Source organism: Streptomyces phaeoluteigriseus (genome assembly GCF_001896135.2).
GTDB classification, from domain to species: Bacteria; Actinomycetota; Actinomycetes; order Streptomycetales; family Streptomycetaceae; genus Streptomyces; species Streptomyces phaeoluteigriseus.
In genome coordinates this window covers 319,862-340,241 of the sequence record NZ_MPOH02000016.1, presented here as the reverse complement: position 1 = coordinate 340,241, position 20,380 = coordinate 319,862, and the positions used below count along the sequence as shown (strand labels likewise).

19 protein-coding genes are annotated in these 20,380 nt (G+C 72.5%); 9 read left to right on the top strand and 10 right to left on the bottom strand.

The genetic code is table 11. The features are described 5' to 3' along the window. Positions 1 to 171 precede the first annotated feature (171 nt). The gene (locus BM536_RS26230; protein WP_073493287.1) at positions 172 to 549 is read right to left on the bottom strand and encodes a hypothetical protein; all 378 of its coding nucleotides are present in this window, start codon (positions 547 to 549) and stop codon (positions 172 to 174) included. Positions 550 to 658: 109 nt separating this feature from the next. Here BM536_RS26230 and BM536_RS26225 point away from each other — a divergent pair, with 109 nt between their 5' ends. After that, positions 659 to 1,018, top strand: a complete 360-nt coding sequence (locus BM536_RS26225) for an LPXTG cell wall anchor domain-containing protein (protein ID WP_073493289.1) — start codon at positions 659 to 661, stop codon at positions 1,016 to 1,018. Positions 1,019 to 1,060: 42 nt separating this feature from the next. Next, complete coding sequence (locus BM536_RS26220; protein ID WP_073493291.1) at positions 1,061 to 1,843, top strand: hypothetical protein; 783 nt, start codon at positions 1,061 to 1,063, stop codon at positions 1,841 to 1,843. Positions 1,844 to 1,948: 105 nt separating this feature from the next. Here the strand turns inward: BM536_RS26220 and hutH are convergent, their stop codons facing one another. From hutH to BM536_RS26190, 5 genes are all read right to left on the bottom strand, one after another. Next, positions 1,949 to 3,487 carry a histidine ammonia-lyase gene (hutH, locus tag BM536_RS26215; protein ID WP_094103592.1) on the bottom strand — a complete coding sequence of 513 codons (1,539 nt, stop codon included), beginning with the start codon at positions 3,485 to 3,487 and terminating at the stop codon, positions 1,949 to 1,951. 85 nt (positions 3,488 to 3,572) lie between these two features. Continuing rightward, complete coding sequence (locus BM536_RS26210; protein WP_073493293.1) at positions 3,573 to 4,715, bottom strand: GGDEF domain-containing protein; 1,143 nt, start codon at positions 4,713 to 4,715, stop codon at positions 3,573 to 3,575. A 109-nt stretch (positions 4,716 to 4,824) separates the two neighbouring features. Further along, the gene (locus BM536_RS26205) at positions 4,825 to 5,625 is read right to left on the bottom strand and encodes an enoyl-CoA hydratase/isomerase family protein (RefSeq protein WP_094103591.1); all 801 of its coding nucleotides are present in this window, start codon (positions 5,623 to 5,625) and stop codon (positions 4,825 to 4,827) included. An 889-nt stretch (positions 5,626 to 6,514) separates the two neighbouring features. Beyond that, on the bottom strand, positions 6,515 to 7,648 hold the full coding sequence (locus BM536_RS26195) for an adenylate/guanylate cyclase domain-containing protein (RefSeq protein WP_073499418.1): 1,134 nt from the start codon (positions 7,646 to 7,648) through the stop codon (positions 6,515 to 6,517). Positions 7,649 to 7,871: 223 nt separating this feature from the next. After that, the gene (locus tag BM536_RS26190) at positions 7,872 to 8,744 is read right to left on the bottom strand and encodes a biotin--[acetyl-CoA-carboxylase] ligase (RefSeq protein WP_073499416.1); all 873 of its coding nucleotides are present in this window, start codon (positions 8,742 to 8,744) and stop codon (positions 7,872 to 7,874) included. 110 nt (positions 8,745 to 8,854) lie between these two features. Between BM536_RS26190 and BM536_RS26185 the strand changes: the two genes are divergently transcribed. Further along, on the top strand, positions 8,855 to 10,447 hold the full coding sequence (locus BM536_RS26185; protein ID WP_073499415.1) for an acyl-CoA carboxylase subunit beta: 1,593 nt from the start codon (positions 8,855 to 8,857) through the stop codon (positions 10,445 to 10,447). Positions 10,448 to 10,456: 9 nt separating this feature from the next. After that, positions 10,457 to 10,663 (top strand): acyl-CoA carboxylase epsilon subunit, encoded by a 207-nt coding sequence (locus BM536_RS26180; RefSeq protein ID WP_073499413.1) that lies wholly within the window; start codon positions 10,457 to 10,459, stop codon positions 10,661 to 10,663. A gap of 219 nt (positions 10,664 to 10,882) precedes the next feature. On the opposite strand, the gene BM536_RS26175 is transcribed toward BM536_RS26180, so the two are convergent. Next, a complete protein-coding gene (locus BM536_RS26175) occupies positions 10,883 to 12,013 on the bottom strand; it encodes an SGNH/GDSL hydrolase family protein (RefSeq protein ID WP_094103590.1) in 1,131 nt (376 codons plus the stop codon). A gap of 119 nt (positions 12,014 to 12,132) precedes the next feature. Here BM536_RS26175 and mmpB point away from each other — a divergent pair, with 119 nt between their 5' ends. Both mmpB and BM536_RS26165 read left to right on the top strand, forming a co-directional pair. Continuing rightward, complete coding sequence (mmpB, locus tag BM536_RS44050; RefSeq protein ID WP_094103589.1) at positions 12,133 to 12,261, top strand: morphogenic membrane protein MmpB; 129 nt, start codon at positions 12,133 to 12,135, stop codon at positions 12,259 to 12,261. 109 nt (positions 12,262 to 12,370) lie between these two features. Continuing rightward, positions 12,371 to 12,991: a nucleoside triphosphate pyrophosphatase gene (locus BM536_RS26165; RefSeq protein WP_073499411.1), complete on the top strand. Its 621-nt coding sequence runs from the start codon at positions 12,371 to 12,373 to the stop codon at positions 12,989 to 12,991. Here the strand turns inward: BM536_RS26165 and BM536_RS26160 are convergent. Beyond that, complete coding sequence (locus tag BM536_RS26160; RefSeq protein WP_073499409.1) at positions 12,960 to 13,439, bottom strand: hypothetical protein; 480 nt, start codon at positions 13,437 to 13,439, stop codon at positions 12,960 to 12,962. The genes BM536_RS26165 and BM536_RS26160 overlap by 32 nt on opposite strands. A gap of 427 nt (positions 13,440 to 13,866) precedes the next feature. On the opposite strand from BM536_RS26160, the gene BM536_RS26155 reads away from it, so the two are divergent. After that, positions 13,867 to 15,639, top strand: coding sequence for an acetyl/propionyl/methylcrotonyl-CoA carboxylase subunit alpha (locus BM536_RS26155; protein WP_094103588.1), 1,773 nt, complete (start codon positions 13,867 to 13,869; stop codon positions 15,637 to 15,639). Positions 15,640 to 16,094: 455 nt separating this feature from the next. On the opposite strand, the gene BM536_RS26150 is transcribed toward BM536_RS26155, so the two are convergent. Both BM536_RS26150 and BM536_RS26145 read right to left on the bottom strand, forming a co-directional pair. After that, positions 16,095 to 17,063: a DeoR/GlpR family DNA-binding transcription regulator gene (locus tag BM536_RS26150; RefSeq protein ID WP_094103587.1), complete on the bottom strand. Its 969-nt coding sequence runs from the start codon at positions 17,061 to 17,063 to the stop codon at positions 16,095 to 16,097. Positions 17,064 to 17,241: 178 nt separating this feature from the next. Beyond that, positions 17,242 to 18,690 carry an NAD(P)H-quinone dehydrogenase gene (locus tag BM536_RS26145; protein ID WP_073496225.1) on the bottom strand — a complete coding sequence of 483 codons (1,449 nt, stop codon included), beginning with the start codon at positions 18,688 to 18,690 and terminating at the stop codon, positions 17,242 to 17,244. A 116-nt stretch (positions 18,691 to 18,806) separates the two neighbouring features. Between BM536_RS26145 and BM536_RS26140 the strand changes: the two genes are divergently transcribed. Next, positions 18,807 to 19,244, top strand: a complete 438-nt coding sequence (locus tag BM536_RS26140; RefSeq protein ID WP_073496227.1) for a gamma-glutamylcyclotransferase family protein — start codon at positions 18,807 to 18,809, stop codon at positions 19,242 to 19,244. 154 nt (positions 19,245 to 19,398) lie between these two features. Beyond that, positions 19,399 to 20,223 carry a purine-nucleoside phosphorylase gene (locus BM536_RS26135; RefSeq protein ID WP_094103586.1) on the top strand — a complete coding sequence of 275 codons (825 nt, stop codon included), beginning with the start codon at positions 19,399 to 19,401 and terminating at the stop codon, positions 20,221 to 20,223. The last annotated feature ends 157 nt before the right edge of the window (positions 20,224 to 20,380 follow it).

Sequence of the window (20,380 nt, the reverse complement as noted above, 5' to 3'; positions counted from 1 at the left end):
ACGACCGGTTCGCCCCGTTCCACATATGTCACATGTGTGGGCCACACCACGCACGCAGGCGCTCGGTCCCCCGTCCGGGGCACCTGGTGCGGGTGTCGGTCAGTGCGTCGTGTGAGACGACGAAACCCCCGGGCGGCGGTTGCCGTCCGGGGTACGAATTCCCCAAGACGCTCAGCCGATGCCGCCCGCGCGGCCGTCCTCTTCGGCGTCCGCCTCGCCGTCGTCGTGGTCATCATCGTCCTCGAGGTCCCAGTCGGGCGAATCGGGGTCGTAGTCGACGGGCTCGGTGGACCAGGAGGCCTGTTGGAGTTCTACGCCGGGGATCTCGCTGACCAGGTCGAACGGGTCCACCAGGCAGGCCAGGGCCTCGGCGGTGTCTTCCGTCACAGCGCTCTCCGCTTGCGCGCGCTCACTCTCCGGCATCCCCGGGTCGGCGGCCTCCTCCGCGAGTCGCCGCAGTGCGGCCTTGGTCAGGGCGCCCTCGTCGTCGATCTCCAGGACGAGTTCGACGCGAAGGCGGACAAAACGTGATGTCTTTTCAGAAGTCATGCACGGAGCGTACGACTGACGGCCCCCGCGACTTTCCCGCGACCCGCGCCTGTCATTAGCATCGGTCCACACGGCCAATTCGCCAGCACCACAAGGGGATCGATATTCCGTGTCATCCGCTCGCCGTCCGTTGCTGACCGCCACCGCCGCGGGGACCCTGCTGGGTGCTCTGTGGTTCGTCCCGAACGCCCAGGCGACCCAGGACGAGCCGACGAGAACGGGCGTGACGACGCAGGTCACGACTCAGGCGCGGGCCGCGTCCACGGACAGCGTCGGCGCCGCCCTCACCGCCGACACCGCCGACACCGCCGACACCTTCGACACCTCCGACGGAGCCTCCGGCGGCACCCGCCTCGCCGACACCGGAAGCTTCGACACCACCCCGTACATCGTGGGCGGGACCGGCCTCCTCGCACTCGGCGCCGGCTTCGTCGCGTATTCGGTTCGCCGGGAACGTCTGGGTTTCTGAAGTGATTTGACGCCTCCTTGACCAGACCCTCATAGTCCGCTCATGAAGAGATCATCGGGCGCGCGGCTGTGCGCCACGGCTGCCGTGGGCGCACTGTCGCTCGTCCTCGTCACGGGCTGCTCGGACGACGGGTCGAAGAAGGACTCCAAGGGATCCTCGAAGGGGTCCGACTCCTCCTCGGCGTCCTCGGCCCCGGCCGCGAAGGCGCTGACCGCGGCCGAGCTGGAGAAGCTGCTCCTCGCCCAGGGCGAGGTCAAGGGCTACAAGGTCGACTCGGGTGACGACACCCTGCCGAAGTCGAAGTCGGACGTGAAGACGGACAAGCCGGCGTGCGACCCCCTCGCGTGGGCGACGGCCGGTCTGGCTCCGGGCGAGACGGGCGCGAACGCGAGCAACTCCGTCGCGGAGGACAAGGTTTCGGACGCCACGGCGCAGCCGGAGGACATCGCCGACGCCTTCGACATCGACATGACGTTCGTGGGCCTGTCCTCGTACGAGGGCGACGGCGCCGAGAAGGCCATGAAGGCCCTCGCCGACGGCGTGACCGCCTGCTCCGCCGGGTACGGCCTGGCCACCGGCGGCGAGGACTCCAAGGTCACCAAGGTGGCCTCGGAGAAGGGCTCCGGGCTGGGCGACGAGTCGGTGGCGTTCTCCGAGGACGTCGACATGGACGGCGAGGGTTCGGCCACCTTCCACACGGACGTGGTGCGCAAGGGCAACACCATCGCCACGTTCTACACGGTGAACTTCGCCTCGCTCGGCTCGGGCAAGGCCGCCGACATCCCGGCCGCCGTGGTCCAGGCGCAGGTCGCCAAGCTCAAGTAGGCACGCGGGCAAGCACGTCGGGGCCCTGCCGCAGGCGCGCACGCGCCTGCGGCAGGGCCCCTCGCCGTGTCCCGCGGATCCCGCACGTCCTGGCGGACGCGGGTCCTAGCGGAGCGGCCCCGTCACCGTCTCCACGGCCGCGACCAGCCGTCCGTCGCGCACGAACGCGTCGGCCGCGGCCAGGTCGGGTGCGAGGAAGCGGTCCGGTCCCGGACCCTGGACCCCCGCCCCGCGTACGGCGTCGAGGACCGCGCGGGTCGCGGGCGCCGGCGTGAGCCCCTCGCGCAGCTCGACGGCGCGGGTGGCGGCGTACAGCTCGACGGCGAGGACGCGCGTGAGGTTGTCGACGGCGGTGCGCAGCTTGCGGGCCGCGGACCAGCCCATGGAGACGTGGTCCTCCTGCATCGCGGAGGACGGGATGGAGTCGGCGGAGGCCGGTACGGCGAGCCGCTTCAGCTCGCTGACCAGTGCGGCCTGCGTGTACTGGGCGATCATCAGACCCGAGTCGACGCCGGCGTCGTCGGCGAGGAACGGCGGCAGGCCGTGGCTGCGGTTCTTGTCCAGCAGCCGGTCGGTGCGGCGCTCGGCGATCGACGCGAGGTCGGCGACGGCGATCGCGAGGAAGTCGAGGACGTAGGCCACCGGGGCGCCGTGGAAGTTGCCGTTGGACTCGACACGTCCGTCGGACAGGACGACGGGGTTGTCGACGGCGGAGGCCAGTTCGCGTTCGGCGACGAGGCGCGCGTGGGCCATGGTGTCCCGGCCGGCGCCGGCGACCTGCGGGGCGCAGCGCACCGAGTAGGCGTCCTGGACGCGGGGCGCGTCGTCCTGGTGGTGCCCGGTCAGCTCCGAACCGGCCAGCACGGCCAGCATGTTGGCGGCGGAGTCGCCCTGGCCCGGGTGCGGGCGGATGGCGTGCAGCTCGGGCGCGAGGACCTTGGCGGTGCCGAGGAGGGCCTCCAGCGACAGTGCGGCCGTGACGTCGGCGGACTTGTAGAGGCGGTCGAGGTCGGCGAGGGCCATGACCAGCATGCCGAGCATGCCGTCGGTGCCGTTGAGGAGGGCCAGGCCCTCCTTCTCGCGCAGTTCGACGGGGGTGATGCCGTGCTCGGCGAGCAGTTCGCCCGCGGGGCGTACGACCCCGTCGGGACCCTCGGCGTCGCCTTCGCCCATGAGGGTGAGGGCGCAGTGGGAGAGCGGGGCGAGGTCGCCCGAGCAGCCGAGGGAGCCGTACTCGTGGACGACCGGGGTGATGCCGGCGTTGAGGACGTCGGCCATGGTCTGCGCGACCTGGGGCCGGACGCCGGTGCGCCCGGAGCAGACGGTCTTCAGACGCAGGAACATCAGGGCGCGGACGACCTCGCGCTCGACGCGCGGCCCCATGCCGGCGGCGTGCGAGCGGACGATGTTGCGCTGGAGCTGGGCGCGCAGTTCCGGGCTGATGTGCCGGGTGGCGAGCGCGCCGAACCCGGTGGAGACGCCGTAGACGGGCTCGGGCTTGGCCGCCAGCGCCTCGACGACCTCGCGCGCCGCGGCGAGGGCCGCCACCGCCTCGCCGGAGAGCTCGACCCGGGCGCCGTCGCGCGCCACGGCGAGCACGTCGGACGCGGTCACCCCGGACGTCCCCACCACCACAGTGTGCATATCCATATTCAGGATCGTACGTATTGAAGACCAAGATGTCACCAGTGGGAGCGGGGTTCGCCCCTTACCGATGCGTCACAGCCGCTCAGTGCCGCCCGCGGAAGCGCCGCCGCTCTCCGGCAGGCCCGCGCGGCGGCTCGTCGGCGAGCCGGACCACCGGATCGTCGGGGCCCTCGCGCCCCGCGACGACCGGCCGGGCGGCCCGTACGGCCTTGGCACGGTACTGGGCCGCGTCCGCGAGCCGGAACAGGCGGCGGGCCGAACCCACCGGTCCGATGGGGTCCTCGGTGGAGGCGACCCCGCAGGCCACCCCCTCGCCCAGCTCCAGCTCGGCGGCCCGGCGGCAGAGTTCACCGGCGACCTTCACCACGTCGTCGGCGGACGGTCCGACGGCGAGCAGACAGAACTCGTCCCCGCCGAGCCGGGCGGCCAGCGCGCCGGGCAGCATCGCCCCGCACAGCGACAGCACCGACCCGAACCGCTCCAGCAGCCGGTCGCCGACGGCATGCCCGCAGGTGTCGTTCACCCGCTTGAGTCCGTTCAGATCGCACACCACCAGGCTCACCACGTCCCCGTGCGTCCGATGCCGATCCACGGCCTCCTCCAGGCGTACGTCGACGGCACGGCGGTTGGCCAGGCCGGTGAGGGCGTCCGTGAAGGCGAGCCGGCGGGCCTCCTCCAGCCGCTCGGTCTGTGCGAGCCCGGCCGCGACGACGGCCGCCAGAACGGTCGCGAAGTCGGCGTCGCCACGGTCGAAGACGGGAGTACCGGAGGAGCGGGCCACGTACAGCTCGCCCCAGGCCCGGCCGTGCAGCACGATCGGCGCGACCACACAGGAGCCGCGCCCACGGCGGCGCAGCGCGGCGACCCGCTGGTGGCAGTAGCCGGGGCGGCCGGCGGCCGGTCCCTGGGCCGTCTCCACCCAGGCGTCGGGCTCGCCACCCGCCACCCAGCGCTCGTGCAGGAACTCGGTGATCTCCGGGAACTGGTGCACCGGATAGGCCTCACCGTCCGGGAACTCGTCCTCGTCCGGCGCCCGGTCCCCCACGTTCACGAGGACGCGCAACCGCCCGAGGTCCCGCTCCCAGACCGACAGCGCGGCGAACCCCCCGGCCAGCGCACGGCAGGCGCCGAGCGCCGCCGCCCGCCACGACTCACGGGGCGTGCGCGCCGCCGCCATCCCCTGCGCCAGCGCCACCACGGCCACGAGGCGTCTGTCCTCACCCATCTCCCCAGGCTAGGGACATTTGGTCACAAAGGAGACTCCGGGGTAGCGCCTGGAGTGACGCCCCGGGGCGAAGGCCTGGCGTGACGCCCCCCCCTGCACGGAGACCGATTCACTCACCCGGCCACTGCGGCTTCCGCTTCTCGTTGAAGGCCGCGACGCCCTCCGCCCGGTCCCCCGAGAAGGCCACCGCCCGCCAGGCCGCGTCCTCCACCTCCAGACCCGCCCGCAGATCCAGCCCCTGGCCCAGCCGCAGGGCGCGCTTGGCCGCGCGCAACCCCACCGGCGAGTTCGCCCCGATCCGCTCGCCCAGCGCCAGCGCCTCCTCCCGGTCCCGCCCCTCGTCCACCAGCACGTCCACCAGGCCCAGTTCCCTGGCCTCCACGGCCTCGACCCGCCGCGCGGAGAAGATCAGCTCGGCCGCGCGCGCCGCGCCCACCCGGCGGGGCAGCAACTGCGTCCCGCCGCCGCCCGGGATCACCCCCACCGACACCTCGGGCAGCCCCACCACGGCCGTACGGTCCGCCACGATCACATCGCAGGCCAGCGCCAGCTCGAAACCGCCGCCCAGCGCGAACCCGTGCACCGCCGCGACCGTCGGCACGGGCAGCTCCAGCACACCGGTGTACGCCCCCCGCGCGACCGGCCGCTGCCGCACCAGTTCGGCGTCGGAGAGCGAGTTGCGCTCCTTGAGGTCCGCCCCGACGCAGAAGGCCCGCTCGTGCGTCGAGGTGAGCACCACCACCCGGACGTCCCGGTCCTCACCCAGCGCCGTACAGGCGGCCCCGAGGGACCGGGCCATCTCCGTCGAGACGGCGTTCATGGCCTTGGGCCGGTCGAGGACCAACTCCGCGACATGCCCGTCCCCGTGCCGCCGCACCAGCACGAACTCCCCGAACCGTTCCTCGCTCATGACACCCTCCGGGTTAACGCGGGTTAACAAACCTGGCCGGCCCGATCATCGCAGCCGCGCCCCGCCGGGGAAAGGCCCGCCCGCGTCCCGCTCGACCTCCGCCCACCCGTTCGAGTGACATCCCACCCGACTCCACCCGCACCGCCCAAGGGAGCGCATAACGTGCGTCGGCCACGGCGCAGAGGGGGCGCGACCACATCGGGGAGGGAACGCGATGACGACCACACCGGTGAGCGGCCGGACCACAGGCGCGGAAGCGGGCCGGGCGGAAGGGACCGACGACGAGGTGGACGTCCGTCTCGGGTCGTTCTCCCACGCGCGGGGGCGGCATCGCCGGCCGCGCCCCCGGAAGGCGCTGTTCGCCGCGGGCGGGTTGGCCCTGGCGGTGGGCGCGCTGAGTCTGCTGCGGCCGGCCTCCGACTCGGGCGGGGGCACGGCCGAGGCCGGGCCCCGGCTCCAGCCCACCACGGACACCCGGCAGGAGCCGGAAACCGGGCGGCGCCCGACCCGACCGACGCGGCGGCCACGGTGTCCGGGACGCCCGGGCCGACGTCCACCGCCCCGGCCCCGATGGGCGGCGGCAGCACGGCCGCCGCCGGCGCGGTCCCCAGCGCCTCGCCGACCTCCCCGACCTCCGCGGTCCGCACGCCCAGCGGTCCGTACGCCCCGCGCACGAGGCAACCGGCCGACGAGGGGGCACGCCCCCCGGCGGCCACACCCTCCTCCCGGAGCAGGGCTCCCCAGCCTCCGGGGCCGACGGCGACGCCGGCGCCCGGGCCGGGCACCGTCCCGCCCGCCGCGGGGCCGACGAGCCGTCCGGGACTGTGCCTGCCGGTCGTCGGCCTGTGCGTGGACCCGCTGCCCGGCCCCGGCGGCTGAGCGGCGCGGCCTACTCCCCCTCGCGGCCGGCATCCCGCCGCGTGAGCAGCCAGGGCTCGACGACACCGAGCCCTCGCACAGGCCGCTGCCACATCGGCTGGAGCGCGAACCGGTAGACGGGCGGCTCCTCGCCCTCCTTCTCGGCGGCTGCCGCGGCCTCGGCGGCCTCCGCCTCCGAGGCGGGCGCGTCACCGGTACGGATCAGCTCCTCCGCGAAGGCGCTGTCGACGAGCACGGCGTCCCGAGGCGCTATCGACGTCAGCCGGGAGGCCAGGTTGACCGTCGTACCGAAGACATCGCCCATCCGGGTGGTCACCGTGCCGAAGGCCATGCCGACGCGCAGCTCGGGCATCGTCGCGTCGTCGCTCATCGTCTCGACGAGCAGCAGCGCGATCTCGGCGGCGGTGCCGGCGTCGTCGGCCGCGTACAGCACCTCGTCGCCGAGGGTCTTGATCAGGCGCCCGCCGCGGGCGGCGACCAGGTCGGCCGCGGTGGTCTCGAAGGCCTCGACCAGCTCGCCGAGTTCCTCCTCCTCCATACGGCGGGTCAGCCGCGTGAACCCGACCAGGTCGGCGAAGCAGACCGCGAGCCGCCGGTCGACCATCTCCTCGTCGTCCGCGGCCTGCACGACCCGGCCCGCCGAGGCGGCGAGCTGCCGGCGCCACACGTAGACGAGGAACTCCTCCAGCTCGGGCAGCAGCAGCTCGACGATCGGATACGTCACCTCGGTGCGGGTCATTCCCGGCTCGGGCGGCTCGGTCAGCCCTTCCAGGAAGGAATCGATCTGCCACTCGGCCAACCGGGCGGTGGTCTGCCCCGTGGACCGCGCGACCTGCACCGCCATGGCCTCGCTGAGCAGCCCCGCCTCGACGAGGCCGGCCAGGCGGCGCAGGGCCAGTACGTCGGCCTCGGTGAGCGCCCTGGCCTGTCCGATGTCGGCGAAGCCCATGGCCCGCCAGAAGCGGGAGGCCAGCTCCATGGAGACGCCGGCGCTGCGGGCCGCCTGGAAAGGGGTGTAGCGGCGCTCGGCGCCGAGGATGAGCTGCTCGAGGCGCAGGGCGAGGGGGTCGTCGCCGGAGTCGGCGGCCGGCACGTCAACCCGGCCGTCCGCGCCCTCGTCGGAGCCCGTGTCGTCGACGGTCACGCCTGCTGCCCTTCCGATCTATCGCGGTCAGGTTTCGACCGGCCTCAACTCTACGGCAGGTGTGCGCCAGCTCACTCCGTCGGTGAAGTCTCCCACCCACCCACGCGAATCGGCATCCCAGCCCGTCCGGCGTTCGCGGACGAGGCCCGTTCAGGGCCGACAGCCTGCGGGGCGCAGCCCTCGGGTCCGCCGCGGGAAGGGGCGGCGGGGGCGGGCGAACACCTCACGCCGGCCGCAGGTGCACGATGTCGCCCGCGCCCACCGGCTCCCGTACGCCCTGCTCCGTGGCGAGCACCAGTCGCCCGTCCCCGTCCACGGCCACCGCCTCGCCGACCACCGACCGATCCCCGGGCAGCTCCGCCCGCACGGTCCGTCCCAGCGTCGCGCACCCGGCCGCGTACGCCTCCTGAAGCCCCGACGCCATGGGGTCCCCGCCGGCTCCCCGCCACCGCCCGTACCACTCCTCCAGCGACCGCAGCACCCCCCGCAGCAGCGGATCCCGGTCGGTGCTCACCGCCCCGGCCAGCAGCAGCGACCCCGCCTGGGGCACCGGCAGTTCCCCGGCCCGCAGCGTGACGTTGATGCCGACGCCGACCACGACCCCGTCCGCCCCGGCCCGCTCCGCCAGGATCCCGCCCGCCTTGCGTTCCTCCCCGCCGACGGTCACCAGCAGGTCGTTGGGCCACTTCAGCGCCGTATCGACGCCCGCGGACCGGGAGAGGCCGGTCGCGACCGCGACGCCGGTCAGCAGGGGCAGCCACCCCCACCGTGCCACGGGCACCTCGGCCGGGCGCAGCAGGACGGAGAAGAAGAGCCCGGACCGCGGGGGCGCCGTCCACCGCCGGTCGAGCCGCCCCCGCCCGGAGGTCTGCTCCTCCGCGACCAGGACGGTGCCCTCGTCGGCCTTCCCGGCGGCGGCGAGCGCGACGAGGTCGGAGTTGGTGGAGCCGGTGCGGGGCACGATGTCGACGCCCGTCCACAGCCCGCCCTCCCGGACGAGCCCGCGCCGCAGCGCGACGGCGTTGAGGGGCGGACGGTCCAGATCGGACCACCGGCTGCTGTCTCCGGGGTTTCCTTCTGCATCTCGCGGCGTCATGCAAGCCACCCTAGGTGTGGTAAACGCCGCACTGCCGATCGGTAGGCCCGCCACTACTGTACGGATGAGTAACCGTCCCCCCCTTTGAGCAGGCAGGGAGCCGCATCCCGATGTCCGAGTCGGAAGAGATCGACATCCACACGACCGCGGGAAAGCTCGCGGACCTCCAGCGCCGCGTCACGGAGGCGACGCACGCCGGCTCCGCACGCGCCGTCGAGAAGCAGCACGCCAAGGGCAAACTGACGGCCCGTGAGCGCATCGAACTCCTCCTCGACGAGGGTTCCTTCGTCGAGCTGGACGAGTTCACCCGCCACCGGTCCACCAACTTCGGCCTCGACCAGAACCGCCCGTACGGGGACGGCGTCGTGACCGGGTACGGAACCGTCGACGGCCGTCCCGTCGCCGTGTTCTCGCAGGACTTCACCGTGTTCGGCGGTGCCCTCGGCGAGGTCTACGGCCAGAAGATCGTCAAGGTCATGGACTTCGCGCTGAAGACCGGCTGCCCGGTCATCGGCATCAACGACTCCGGCGGCGCCCGCATCCAGGAGGGCGTGGCCTCGCTGGGGGCGTACGGCGAGATCTTCCGCCGCAACACCCACGCGTCCGGGGTGATCCCGCAGATCAGCCTGGTCGTCGGGCCCTGTGCGGGCGGCGCGGTCTACTCGCCCGCGATCACCGACTTCACCGTCATGGTCGACCAGACCTCGCACATGTTCATCACCGGGCCGGACGTCATCAAGACGGTCACCGGCGAGGACGTCGGCTTCGAGGAGCTGGGCGGCGCGCGCACCCACAACTCGACGTCGGGTGTGGCCCACCACATGGCGGGCGACGAGAAGGACGCGATCGAGTACGTCAAGCAGTTGCTGTCGTACCTGCCGTCGAACAACCTCTCCGAGGCGCCGGCGTTCCCGGAGGAGGCGGATCTCACCGTCACCGACGAGGACCTGGAGCTGGACACGCTCGTCCCGGACAGCGCGAACCAGCCGTACGACATGCACACGGTGATCGAACACGTCCTGGACGACGCCGAGTTCTTCGAGACGCAGCCGCTGTTCGCGCCGAACATCCTGACCGGCTTCGGCCGGGTGGAGGGCCATCCGGTCGGCATCGTCGCCAACCAGCCGATGCAGTTCGCGGGCTGTCTGGACATCAAGGCCTCCGAGAAGGCGGCCCGGTTCGTGCGGACCTGCGACGCGTTCAACGTCCCGGTGATCACCTTCGTGGACGTCCCCGGCTTCCTGCCCGGCGTCGACCAGGAGCACGACGGCATCATCCGCCGGGGTGCCAAGCTGATCTACGCGTACGCGGAGGCGACCGTCCCGCTGATCACGGTCATCACCCGCAAGGCCTTCGGCGGGGCCTACGACGTCATGGGCTCCAAGCACCTGGGCGCCGACCTCAACCTGGCGTGGCCGACCGCGCAGATCGCCGTGATGGGCGCGCAGGGCGCGGTCAACATCCTGCACCGCCGCACGATCGCCGAGGCGGAGTCCGCGGGTGACCTGGAGGCGACCCGCGCCCGGCTGATCCAGGAGTACGAGGACGCGCTCCTCAACCCCTACATCGCCGCGGAGCGGGGTTACGTCGACGCGGTGATCATGCCGTCGGACACCCGTCGGCACATCGTGCGGGGCCTGCGTCAGCTGCGGACGAAGCGGGAATCCCTGCCCCCGAAGAAGCACGGCAACATCCCCCTGTAAGGAGCCGCTGTGATCAAGGTCGTACGGGGCAATCCGACCCCGGAGGAGCTGGCCGCCGCCCTGGCGGTGGTCCGCGCCCGCGCCGCGGCGGCGACAGCCGAGCCGTCCGGCGCGCAGGGTGCCAGGGACTCCTGGTCGGACCCCTCCCGCATCGCCGCCCGCCGGCTGCCGCGGCCGGGTCCGGCCACCTGGAGCCGCACGTACTGGCCGAGCTAGGGCCTGTCGTCTGGATCGGGCCGCAGGAAATCGACGGTGCTGTCCAGTGCGGTGAGCGGGGCCTGGTGCGTGCGGCCGCGAGGCGGAGGAGGGAGTCGACGCGGAGCGTCGGCGAGTGACGACAACGCGGCAGATGTAGCACCAGGCCCCGCGTCTGCGGCGTGATCCGAACGACAGGCCCTGATCCGAACGACAGGCCCTGATCCGGCCGGCCGCCCGTCACAGACGGGCGGCCACGGCTTCGGCCATCACCGCGTACCCCGCGTCGTCGGGGTGCAGGTGGTCGCCGGAGTCGTACGCGGGGTGCAGCCGGTCGGGGTCCGCCGGATCGGCCAGCGCCCGGCGCAGGTCCACCACCGCGTCGTACTCGCCGGAGCGGCGCACCCACTCGTCCACCTCGTGGCTCACCTCTGCGGCGTGCTCGCCCCAGTGGTCCGAGCCGCCGAACGGCAGCAGGGTCGCCCCGACCGCCCGCAGGCCCCGCCCGTGCGCCTGCCGGATCAACTCGCGGTGCCCGGCGATCAGTTCCTCCGCCTCCAGGACGGGTGCGGGCTTGTACGTCGGCTGCTCGTCCGTCTCGCCGAAGCCGACGTCGTTGAGGCCGAGGAGCACTACGAGGGTGTCCACGCCCGGCTGCTCCAGCACGTCGCGGCGCAGCCGGTGCAGGGCCTTCTCGCCGTACCAGGCGGAGTCGTTGAGCAGCAGGTTCCCGCCGATGCCGGCGTTGAGGACGGGCCGTCCGGTGCGCCGGGCCAGTTGGTCGGACCAGCGGCGGTCGGCGCCGGGGGTGGAGCCGAAGCCGTCGGTGAGGGAGTCGCCGAGGAGGGCGATGCCGTCCGCGCGGCCCGCGTCGGTCTCGACGGCGGTGAGGAAGTACCAGGACTCGCTCCGCGCGTCGAAGCCCGCCCCGCCCACGTCCGCCGACAGGTCGCCCTCGCCGCGGTAACTCGTCGTGAAGGCCTGCGCGTGGAAGGTGGCGGGGCCGGTGACGGCGTCGAAGTGCAGGGTCAGCGTCAGCGCCTGTCCGGGGGCCACGGCGAGGGGGGCCGGGTCGCTGAGCAGGTGACCGCGGGCCGGGATCTCCGTATGCCCCGAGCCGCCGAAGGTGAGGCGGGTGACGGAGTCCGCCTCGACGGCGGCGCCCGCGGCCGTGCGGGCCACGGTGGCGGCGGCGAGACGGACCGGGGAGGTGCCGTAGGCGTTGGACAGCCGTATCCGCAGGCGGTCGCCGCCCGCGGTGAGCCGGACGACCTGGCGCACGGACTGGCGCCAGAAGCCCTCCCGCGACCAGTTGGGGGTGAAGCCCTCGCTGGGGAGCTGGGGCGGAGCGGTCCAAGCGGTGGTGAACACGGGCGTGTCCTCTCGTCGGCCGGCACAGTGGAACACCTTAATGAAACCACAGTCCCGTTTAGGGAACTTGAGTACGCGTACTCAGGCGTCCGTCACCGCCTCGTCGCAGGCTGGATCGCATGCTGTGGTCCGACCCCGAGAACGAGCCGCCCGAGGAACTGCGCGACATGCAGGAGATGTTGCGGCGGCTTGGGCTCCTCATGGCGCTGGCCATGGTGATCGCGATGATCGTCATCGGCGTGCGGTGACCCGAGGCGGCCAGGGCGCCCCCAGGTGACGCGAAGCGCCCCGAGGCGACATGAGGCGGCCCAGGAGGACCCGGATGAACACGGCGCGGCGCGCCGATACCCTGACCGCATGACCGATCAGCCGCGCCGCCGTCTCGTGCTCGCCTCCCAGTCCCCCGCCCGGCTGGGCCTGCTGCGGCAGGCCGGGCTCGACCCCGAGGTGATCGTCAGCGGGGTCGACGAGGACGCCGTGACCGCCCCCACCCCCGCCGAACTGGCACTCGCCCTCGCCGAGGCCAAGGCCTCCGTCGTGGCCGCGAGGCCCGAGGTCCGGGGCGCCCTGGTGATCGGCTGCGACTCGGTCCTCGACCTGGACGGAGAGGCCCTCGGCAAGCCCGCGGACGCCGAGGAGGCCACCGCCCGCTGGAAGTCCATGCGCGGCCGCGCGGGCACGCTCCAGACCGGGCACTGCGTCTACGACACCACCACCGGCCGCTACACCTCCGCCGTCGCCTCCACGGTGGTCCGCTTCGGCGAGCCCACCGACGACGAGATCGCCACGTACGTCGCCTCCGGCGAACCCCTCCACGTCGCCGGGGCGTTCACCCTGGACGGCCGCTCGGCACCGTTCATCGACGGCATCGACGGCGACCACGGCAACGTGATCGGCATCAGCCTGCCGCTGCTTCGCCGACTGCTGGCGGGACTGGGCGTGGGCATCACGGAGTTGTGGGCGCCGGCGGACCGCTGACCGGAACGGGCCCCTCGCCCTTCGGCCCCGCGTCCCGGGGTTCGGCGGCGGGCCCCACCTGGCGGTCGTAGGTCATCAGCAGCAGCACGATGAGCGCGAGCACGACGACCATGAACAGGAACGCGTGCCAGCCCACCAGCCCCCACGCGACGGCGCCCAGCAGGCCGTGCACCACCGCGGCGCTGATCAGCAGGATGCGGCCGAAGCCGGCCGGCGGCCGGTCGCGGACCGCCACCAGCAGGGCGACCAGCCCGCAGAAGGCGAAGTAGAGGCCGAAGACGATCCCGCCGATCTTCGACGAGGTCGACATCATGTCCGGGTCCAGGCCCGCGAGGGACATGTCCTGACGGTCGACGACGATGCCGAGGAACCAGTTCAGCGCCGCGACGCCGAGCGCCTCGACGACGAGCACGGCCGCCACGACCACTGCCACCGGTCTGCGCACCACCGGCCCCACCCACTTTCGACCCGGCCCCCACAGGACCGCCGTTAGCCCGAGTACGCCCGCCCGTCACCCGACCACCACCCCTCGAGGTGGTCCTTCGGGCCGCTGAGCCTTCTTCAGCGACACGCACGCTACTAACGGGTAAACCCGGGGACAAGGGTTCTGCCGACGGCAAAGAATCATTGGGCCATTCGTAGGGACTCCACAAAGAAACGGAGTGGGGCGCAGCACGTGCTCACAGAGACCTTGGCCACACTGGAGGGCTAGGGTTTCGAGGAGGAGTGCTGCGTACGGCGGTACTACAAGGGATTTCACGGTCGAGTGAGCCTGGCATCACGCTCCGTGTGGGCAAGGTCACCTTTGGGGACGGGTCGATGAGACGTGTCGGCAGTCCCTAAACTCGGCTTGTTTCAAGGAGGGAGCCTCAATCGTGCGCAAGGTGCTCATCGCCAACCGTGGCGAAATCGCAGTCCGCGTGGCCCGGGCCTGCCGGGATGCCGGTATCGCAAGTGTCGCCGTGTATGCCGAACCGGACCGGGACGCTTTGCATGTCCGGGCGGCGGACGAGGCGTTCGCCCTGGGCGGTGACACTCCGGGCACCAGCTACCTCGACATCGGCAAGGTGCTGAACGCCGCCCGCGAATCGGGGGCGGACGCGATCCATCCCGGATACGGCTTCCTCTCGGAGAACGCCGAGTTCGCCCAGGCCGTGCTGGACGCGGGTCTCATCTGGATCGGCCCGCCCCCGCAGGCCATCCGTGACCTCGGCGACAAGGTCGCCGCCCGCCACATCGCCCAGCGCGCCGGCGCCCCCCTGGTCGCCGGCACCCCCGACCCCGTCTCCGGCGCCGACGAGGTCGTCGCCTTCGCCAGGGAACACGGCCTGCCCATCGCCATCAAGGCCGCCTTCGGCGGCGGCGGCCGCGGCCTCAAGGTCGCCCGCACCCTCGAAGAAGTCCCCGAACTGTACGACTCCGCCGTCCGCGAGGCCGTCGCCGCCTTCGGCCGCGGCGAATGCTTCGTCGAGCGCTACCTCGACAAGCCCCGCCACGTGGAGACCCAGTGCCTGGCCGACACCCACGGCAACGTGGTCGTCGTCTCCACCCGCGACTGCTCCCTGCAGCGCCGCCACCAAAAACTCGTCGAGGAAGCCCCCGCCCCCTTCCTCTCCCAGGCCCAGGTCACCGAGCTGTACGCGTCCTCCAAAGCCATCCTCAAGGAAGCCGGCTACGTCGGCGCCGGCACCGTCGAGTTCCTCGTCGGCATGGACGGCACCATCTCCTTCCTCGAGGTCAACACCCGCCTCCAGGTCGAACACCCCGTCACCGAAGAAGTCGCCGGCATCGACCTGGTCCGCGAGATGTTCCGCATCGCCGACGGCGAGGAACTCGGCTACGACGACCCGCCCCTGCGCGGCCACTCCATCGAGTTCCGCATCAACGGCGAGGACCCCGGCCGCGGCTTCCTCCCCGCCCCCGGCACCGTCACCACCTTCGACGCCCCCACCGGACCCGGCGTCCGCCTCGACGCCGGCGTCGAAAACGGCAGCGTCATCGGCCCCGCCTGGGACTCCCTCCTCGCCAAACTCATCATCACCGGCCGCACCCGCAAGGAAGCCCTCCAGCGCGCCGCCCGCGCCCTGGCCGAGTTCCACGTCGAAGGCATGGCCACCGCCATCCCCTTCCACCGCGCGGTCGTCACCGACCCCGCCTTCGCCCCCGAACTCACCGGCTCCACCGACCCCTTCACGGTCCACACCCGCTGGATCGAAACCGAGTTCGTCAACGACATCAAGCCCTTCGCCGCCCCCGCCGACACCGACACCGACGAAGAAGCCGGCCGCGAGACCGTCGTCGTCGAAGTCGGCGGCAAGCGCCTGGAAGTCTCCCTCCCCGTCTCCCTCGGCATGTCCCTGGCCCGCACCGGCCTCGCCGCCGGCGCCAAACCCAAACGCCGCGCGGCCAAGAAGTCCGGCCCCGCCGCCTCCGGCGACACCCTCACCTCACCCATGCAGGGCACCATCGTCAAGATCGCCGTCGAAGAGGGCCAGGAAGTCAAGGAAGGCGACCTCATCGTCGTCCTCGAAGCGATGAAGATGGAACAACCCCTCAACGCCCACCGCTCCGGCACCATCAAGGGCCTCGCCGCCGAGATCGGCGCCTCCCTCACCTCCGGCGCCCCCATCTGCGAGATCAAGGACTGATCCGAACAGCTCGACTCCGGTTCCCCGCGCCCAGGTACAGGGCGCGGGGTTCCGTCGTCATGGGGGCAGACCTGATCGTCATGGGGGCGGGTCCGATGGAGGGACGGCTCCGTGGAAACCTCGGCGCCCGGACGCCCGCCAAGGGGCGGCGCTCTGTCGAAACGCGGGACACGGTGGCTCACCCCACGGGACGCGAGGCTCCTCGCCATGCGGCGCACCCCTGACCACCAGGAGCGCCGGGTTCCTCGCCATACGGCGCACGGTGGCTCACCCCACGGGACGCGAGGCTCCTCGCCATGCGGGGCCTCCTCCCAGCAGGGAGCGCGGGGCTGCATCATTCTGTGGCTCCGCCGCGTGGGCGCGACCAGCCACGGACCAGGCGGGCATCCGCGAACGTACCCCCACCGCCCATGGCGGCAAGGCGCCCTGCCCGCGGGCCGACCAACGGCTAGCGGCTAGCGGCGCCTCATGTCCGCGACCCGCGCCCGCTCCGTCCCCGGCGCCTGCTCCCCCAGCACCGCGGCTGCCCGCAGGCCCGCCGCGGCCCCCGGCCCGGGAAGCTGTCCCCGCCGAGGCGCCGGCAGGGGAACGTCCCGGCGCTGCTGCCGCCGCGCCGGGACCGCCTCACCCCCCGGGTTCCCCGACGCCCCCGCCACGGCGATCTGCACCCCCTGGTCGGCGAGAGCCTGCAGCTCGGTGCCGGCGCGGTCGTCGTGCGCCGGCGGCTCGTCGGTGATCAGGCGGGTGATGACGTCCGTCGGCACGGTCTGGAACATGGTGTCGGTGCCGAGCTTGGTGTGGTCGGCGAGGACGACGACCTCGGCCGCGGCCTGGACGAGGGCCCGGTCGACCGACGCCGACAGCATGTTGGACGTGGACAGACCGCGCTCTGCGGTCAGCCCGCTCCCGGACAGGAAGGCCCGGGAGACGCGCAGCCCCTGGAGGGACTGTTCGGCCCCGCTGCCCACGAGGGCGTAGTTGGAGCCGCGCAGGGTGCCGCCGGTCATGACGACCTCCACGCGGTTGGCGTGTGCCAACGCCTGGGCCACCAGAAGGGAGTTGGTGACGACGGTGAGCCCGGGGATCCGGGCGAGCCGACGGGCCAGCTCCTGGGTGGTGGTGCCGGCTCCGACGACGATGGCCTCGCCCTCTTCGACGAAGTTGGCGGCGAGATCGGCGATGGCGGTCTTCTCGGCGGTCGCGAGATGGGATTTCTGCGGAAAGCCGGATTCGCGGGTGAAACCGCCCGGTAGTACCGCACCGCCGTGCCGGCGGTCGAGGAGTCCTTCTGCCTCCAGTGCGCGCACGTCCCGCCGTACGGTCACTTCGGAGGTCTGGACGACGCGGGCGAGTTCACGGAGCGACACGGCTCCGTTGGCTCGCACCATTTCGAGGATCAATTGGCGACGTTCTGCAGCGAACACGAAACTGACAGTAACGCGGACGACCGTCTGCTTTCAGCTCTTTGCGCCGAATAGCAGAAGTTGTTCGCACAGCACCACATGAAGTGGTATAGGACCCTAGTCACCCCGCCTATGCCACCCGCACGGGCCACAACTCCCCGTGACCAGCGGGGAGTCCGTCTCGGCCGCCCGATCGGGCCTAGGCGTCGCCGCCCGTCTTGCGCGTGTGCAACTGCCGTGCGACTTCCGCGATCGACCCCGAAAGGGACGGGTACACCGTGAAGGCGTTCGCGATCTGTTCGACCGTCAGATTGTTGTCGACGGCGATCGAGATGGGGTGGATGAGTTCCGAGGCACGTGGCGCCACGACGACACCGCCGACGACGATCTCCGTACCCGGCCGGCAGAAGATCTTGACGAAGCCGTCGCGGATGCCCTGCATCTTGGCGCGCGGGTTGCGCAGCAGCGGCAGCTTCACCACACGGGCGTCGATCTTGCCGCCGTCGACGTCGGCCTGGGAGTAGCCGACGGTGGCGATCTCGGGGTCGGTGAAGACGTTGGAGGAGACGGTCTTCAGGTTGAGCGGGGCCACCGTGTCGCCGAGGAAGTGGTACATGGCGATGCGGCCCTGCATGGCGGCGACGGAGGCGAGCGCGAAGACGCCGGTCACGTCACCGGCGGCGTACACGCCGGGGGCGGAGGTGCGGGAGACCCGGTCGGTCCAGATGTGACCGGACTCGCGGACCCTGACGCCCGCCTCCTCCAGGCCGAGGCCCGCGCTGTTGGGGATGGCGCCGACGGCCATCAGGCAGTGCGAGCCGGTGATGACCCGGCCGTCGGCGAGGGTGACCTCGACGCGGTCGCCGACGCGCTTGGCGGACTGGGCGCGGGAGCGGGCCATCACGTTCATGCCGCGGCGGCGGAAGACGTCCTCGAGGACGGCGGCGGCGTCCGGGTCCTCGCCGGGCAGCACGCGGTCGCGGGAGGAGACGAGGGTGACCTTGGATCCGAGGGCCTGGTAGGCGCCGGCGAACTCGGCGCCGGTGACACCGGAGCCGACCACGATGAGTTCCTCGGGCAGCTCGCGCAGGTCGTAGACCTGGGTCCAGTTGAGGATGCGCTCGCCGTCGGGCTGGGCGTCGGGCAGTTCGCGGGGGTGACCGCCGGTGGCGAGGAGGACGGCGTCGGCGGTGAGGGTCTCCTCGGTGCCGTCGGCGGCGGTGACGACGACCTGGCGGGAGCCGTCGAGGGCCTGCATGCCGTTGAGCCGGCCGCGGCCGCGCAGGACGCGGGCGCCGGCCCGGGTGACGGAGGCGGTGATGTCGTGGGACTGGGCCAGGGCGAGCCGCTTGACCCGCCGGTTGACCTTGCCGAGGTCCACGCCGACCACCTTGGCCGCCTGCTCCAGCGGTGGGGTGTCGTCGGCGACGATGATGCCCAGTTCCTCGTAGGACGAGTCGAAGGTGGTCATCACCTCCGCCGTGGCGATCAGGGTCTTCGACGGCACGCAGTCGGTCAGCACCGACGCCCCGCCCAGACCGTCGCAGTCGACGACGGTCACCTCCGCGCCGAGCTGGGCGGCCACCAGGGCCGCCTCGTATCCGCCGGGTCCGCCACCGATGATCACGATCCGAGTCACGTACTCCATTGTCCCGCACGAACGAAGGTGCTACTTCCCCGGGGTGCCGAGCGGCGGTACGCCGGTACCCGGGGGACGCCGGAGGACGACGGTGACGTGCGCACCGGCTGCCGTAGTCTCATCGCATGTCGCTCTACGCCGCGTACGCCGGCAACCTCGACGCGCGGCTGATGTCCCGCCGCGCTCCGCACTCGCCGTTGCGCGCCACCGGCTGGCTGAACGGGTGGCGGCTGACGTTCGGGGGCGAGCAGCTGGGCTGGGAGGGCGCGCTCGCGACGATCGTGGAGGACCCCCTCTCCCAGGTCTTCGTCGCGCTGTACGACCTGGCGCCGCCGGACGAGGAGTCGCTGGACCGGTGGGAGGGCGTGGGCCTCGGCATCTACCGCCGGATGCGAGTGCGGGTGCACACCCTGGACGGCGAGGAACAGGGCTGGGTGTACGTCCTCAACGGCTACGAGGGCGGGCTGCCCTCCGCCCGCTACCTGGGCGAGGTCGCCGACGCGGCGGAGTCGGCGGGAGCGCCGCACGACTACGTGATGGAGCTGCGCAAACGCCCGTGCTGATCGCCCGGCCCCGTTCCGCCTCTCCTCCCCCACCACTCTGACGACCACCCGGACACTCTCCCGTCGGCCCCTGTCGGAAACGACAAGACAACGATCGCCATCCGGTGGGCTCTGTCATCTACGCGCGTAGGCCGGGACCGGCTACCCTCATCGCGTGAACGCATCTCTTCTCCCGGACGACATCCAGGGCGACCCCCACGCCGCCGCCGACGCCGCAGCCGCGCGCCTGCGCGAACTGACGGGCGCCGAGACCCACGACGTCGCCCTCGTGATGGGCTCCGGCTGGGCACCGGCCGTGGACGCCCTGGGCACCCCCGACGCCGAGTTCCCGGTCACCGAGCTGCCCGGCTTCCCGCCGCCGGCGGTCGAGGGCCACGGCGGCACGATCCGCTCGTACCGGATCGGCGAGAAGCGCGCCCTGGTGTTCCTGGGCCGCACGCACTACTACGAGGGCCGCGGGGTGGCCGCGGTCGCCCACGGCGTCCGTACGGCGGTGGCGGCCGGCAGCAAGACGATCGTGCTGACCAACGGCTGCGGGGGACTGCGCGAGGGCATGCGGCCCGGTCAGCCGGTGCTGATCAGCGACCACATCAACCTCACGGCGACCTCTCCGATCGTCGGCGCGAACTTCGTCGACCTGACGGACCTGTACTCGCCGCGGCTGCGGGCGCTGTGCAAGGAGGTCGACCCCACGCTGGAGGAGGGCGTCTACGCCCAGTTCCCCGGCCCGCACTACGAGACGCCCGCGGAGATCCGCATGGCACGGGTGATCGGCGCGGACCTGGTGGGCATGTCGACGGTGCTGGAGGCCATCGCGGCGCGGGAGGCCGGCGCCGAGGTGCTCGGCATCTCCCTCGTGACCAACCTCGCGGCGGGGATGACCGGCGAGCCGTTGAACCACGAGGAGGTCCTCCAGGCGGGCCGCGACTCCGCGACCCGCATGGGCGCCCTGCTCACCCAGGTCCTGGCCCGCCTGTAAGGGGCGCTGCCCCCAGCCTGTACCCACCCCACCCACCACCCCCGGTCCGGCCGCCGTGTCCTGCCCGTCCGGCGTCCGAGGACGACGCGGGAAGCGCCGCCGGCGGGGGTCCCGGGGCGCGGCCCCCGGGGACGGGAAGGGCAGGGCCGGCGGGGGC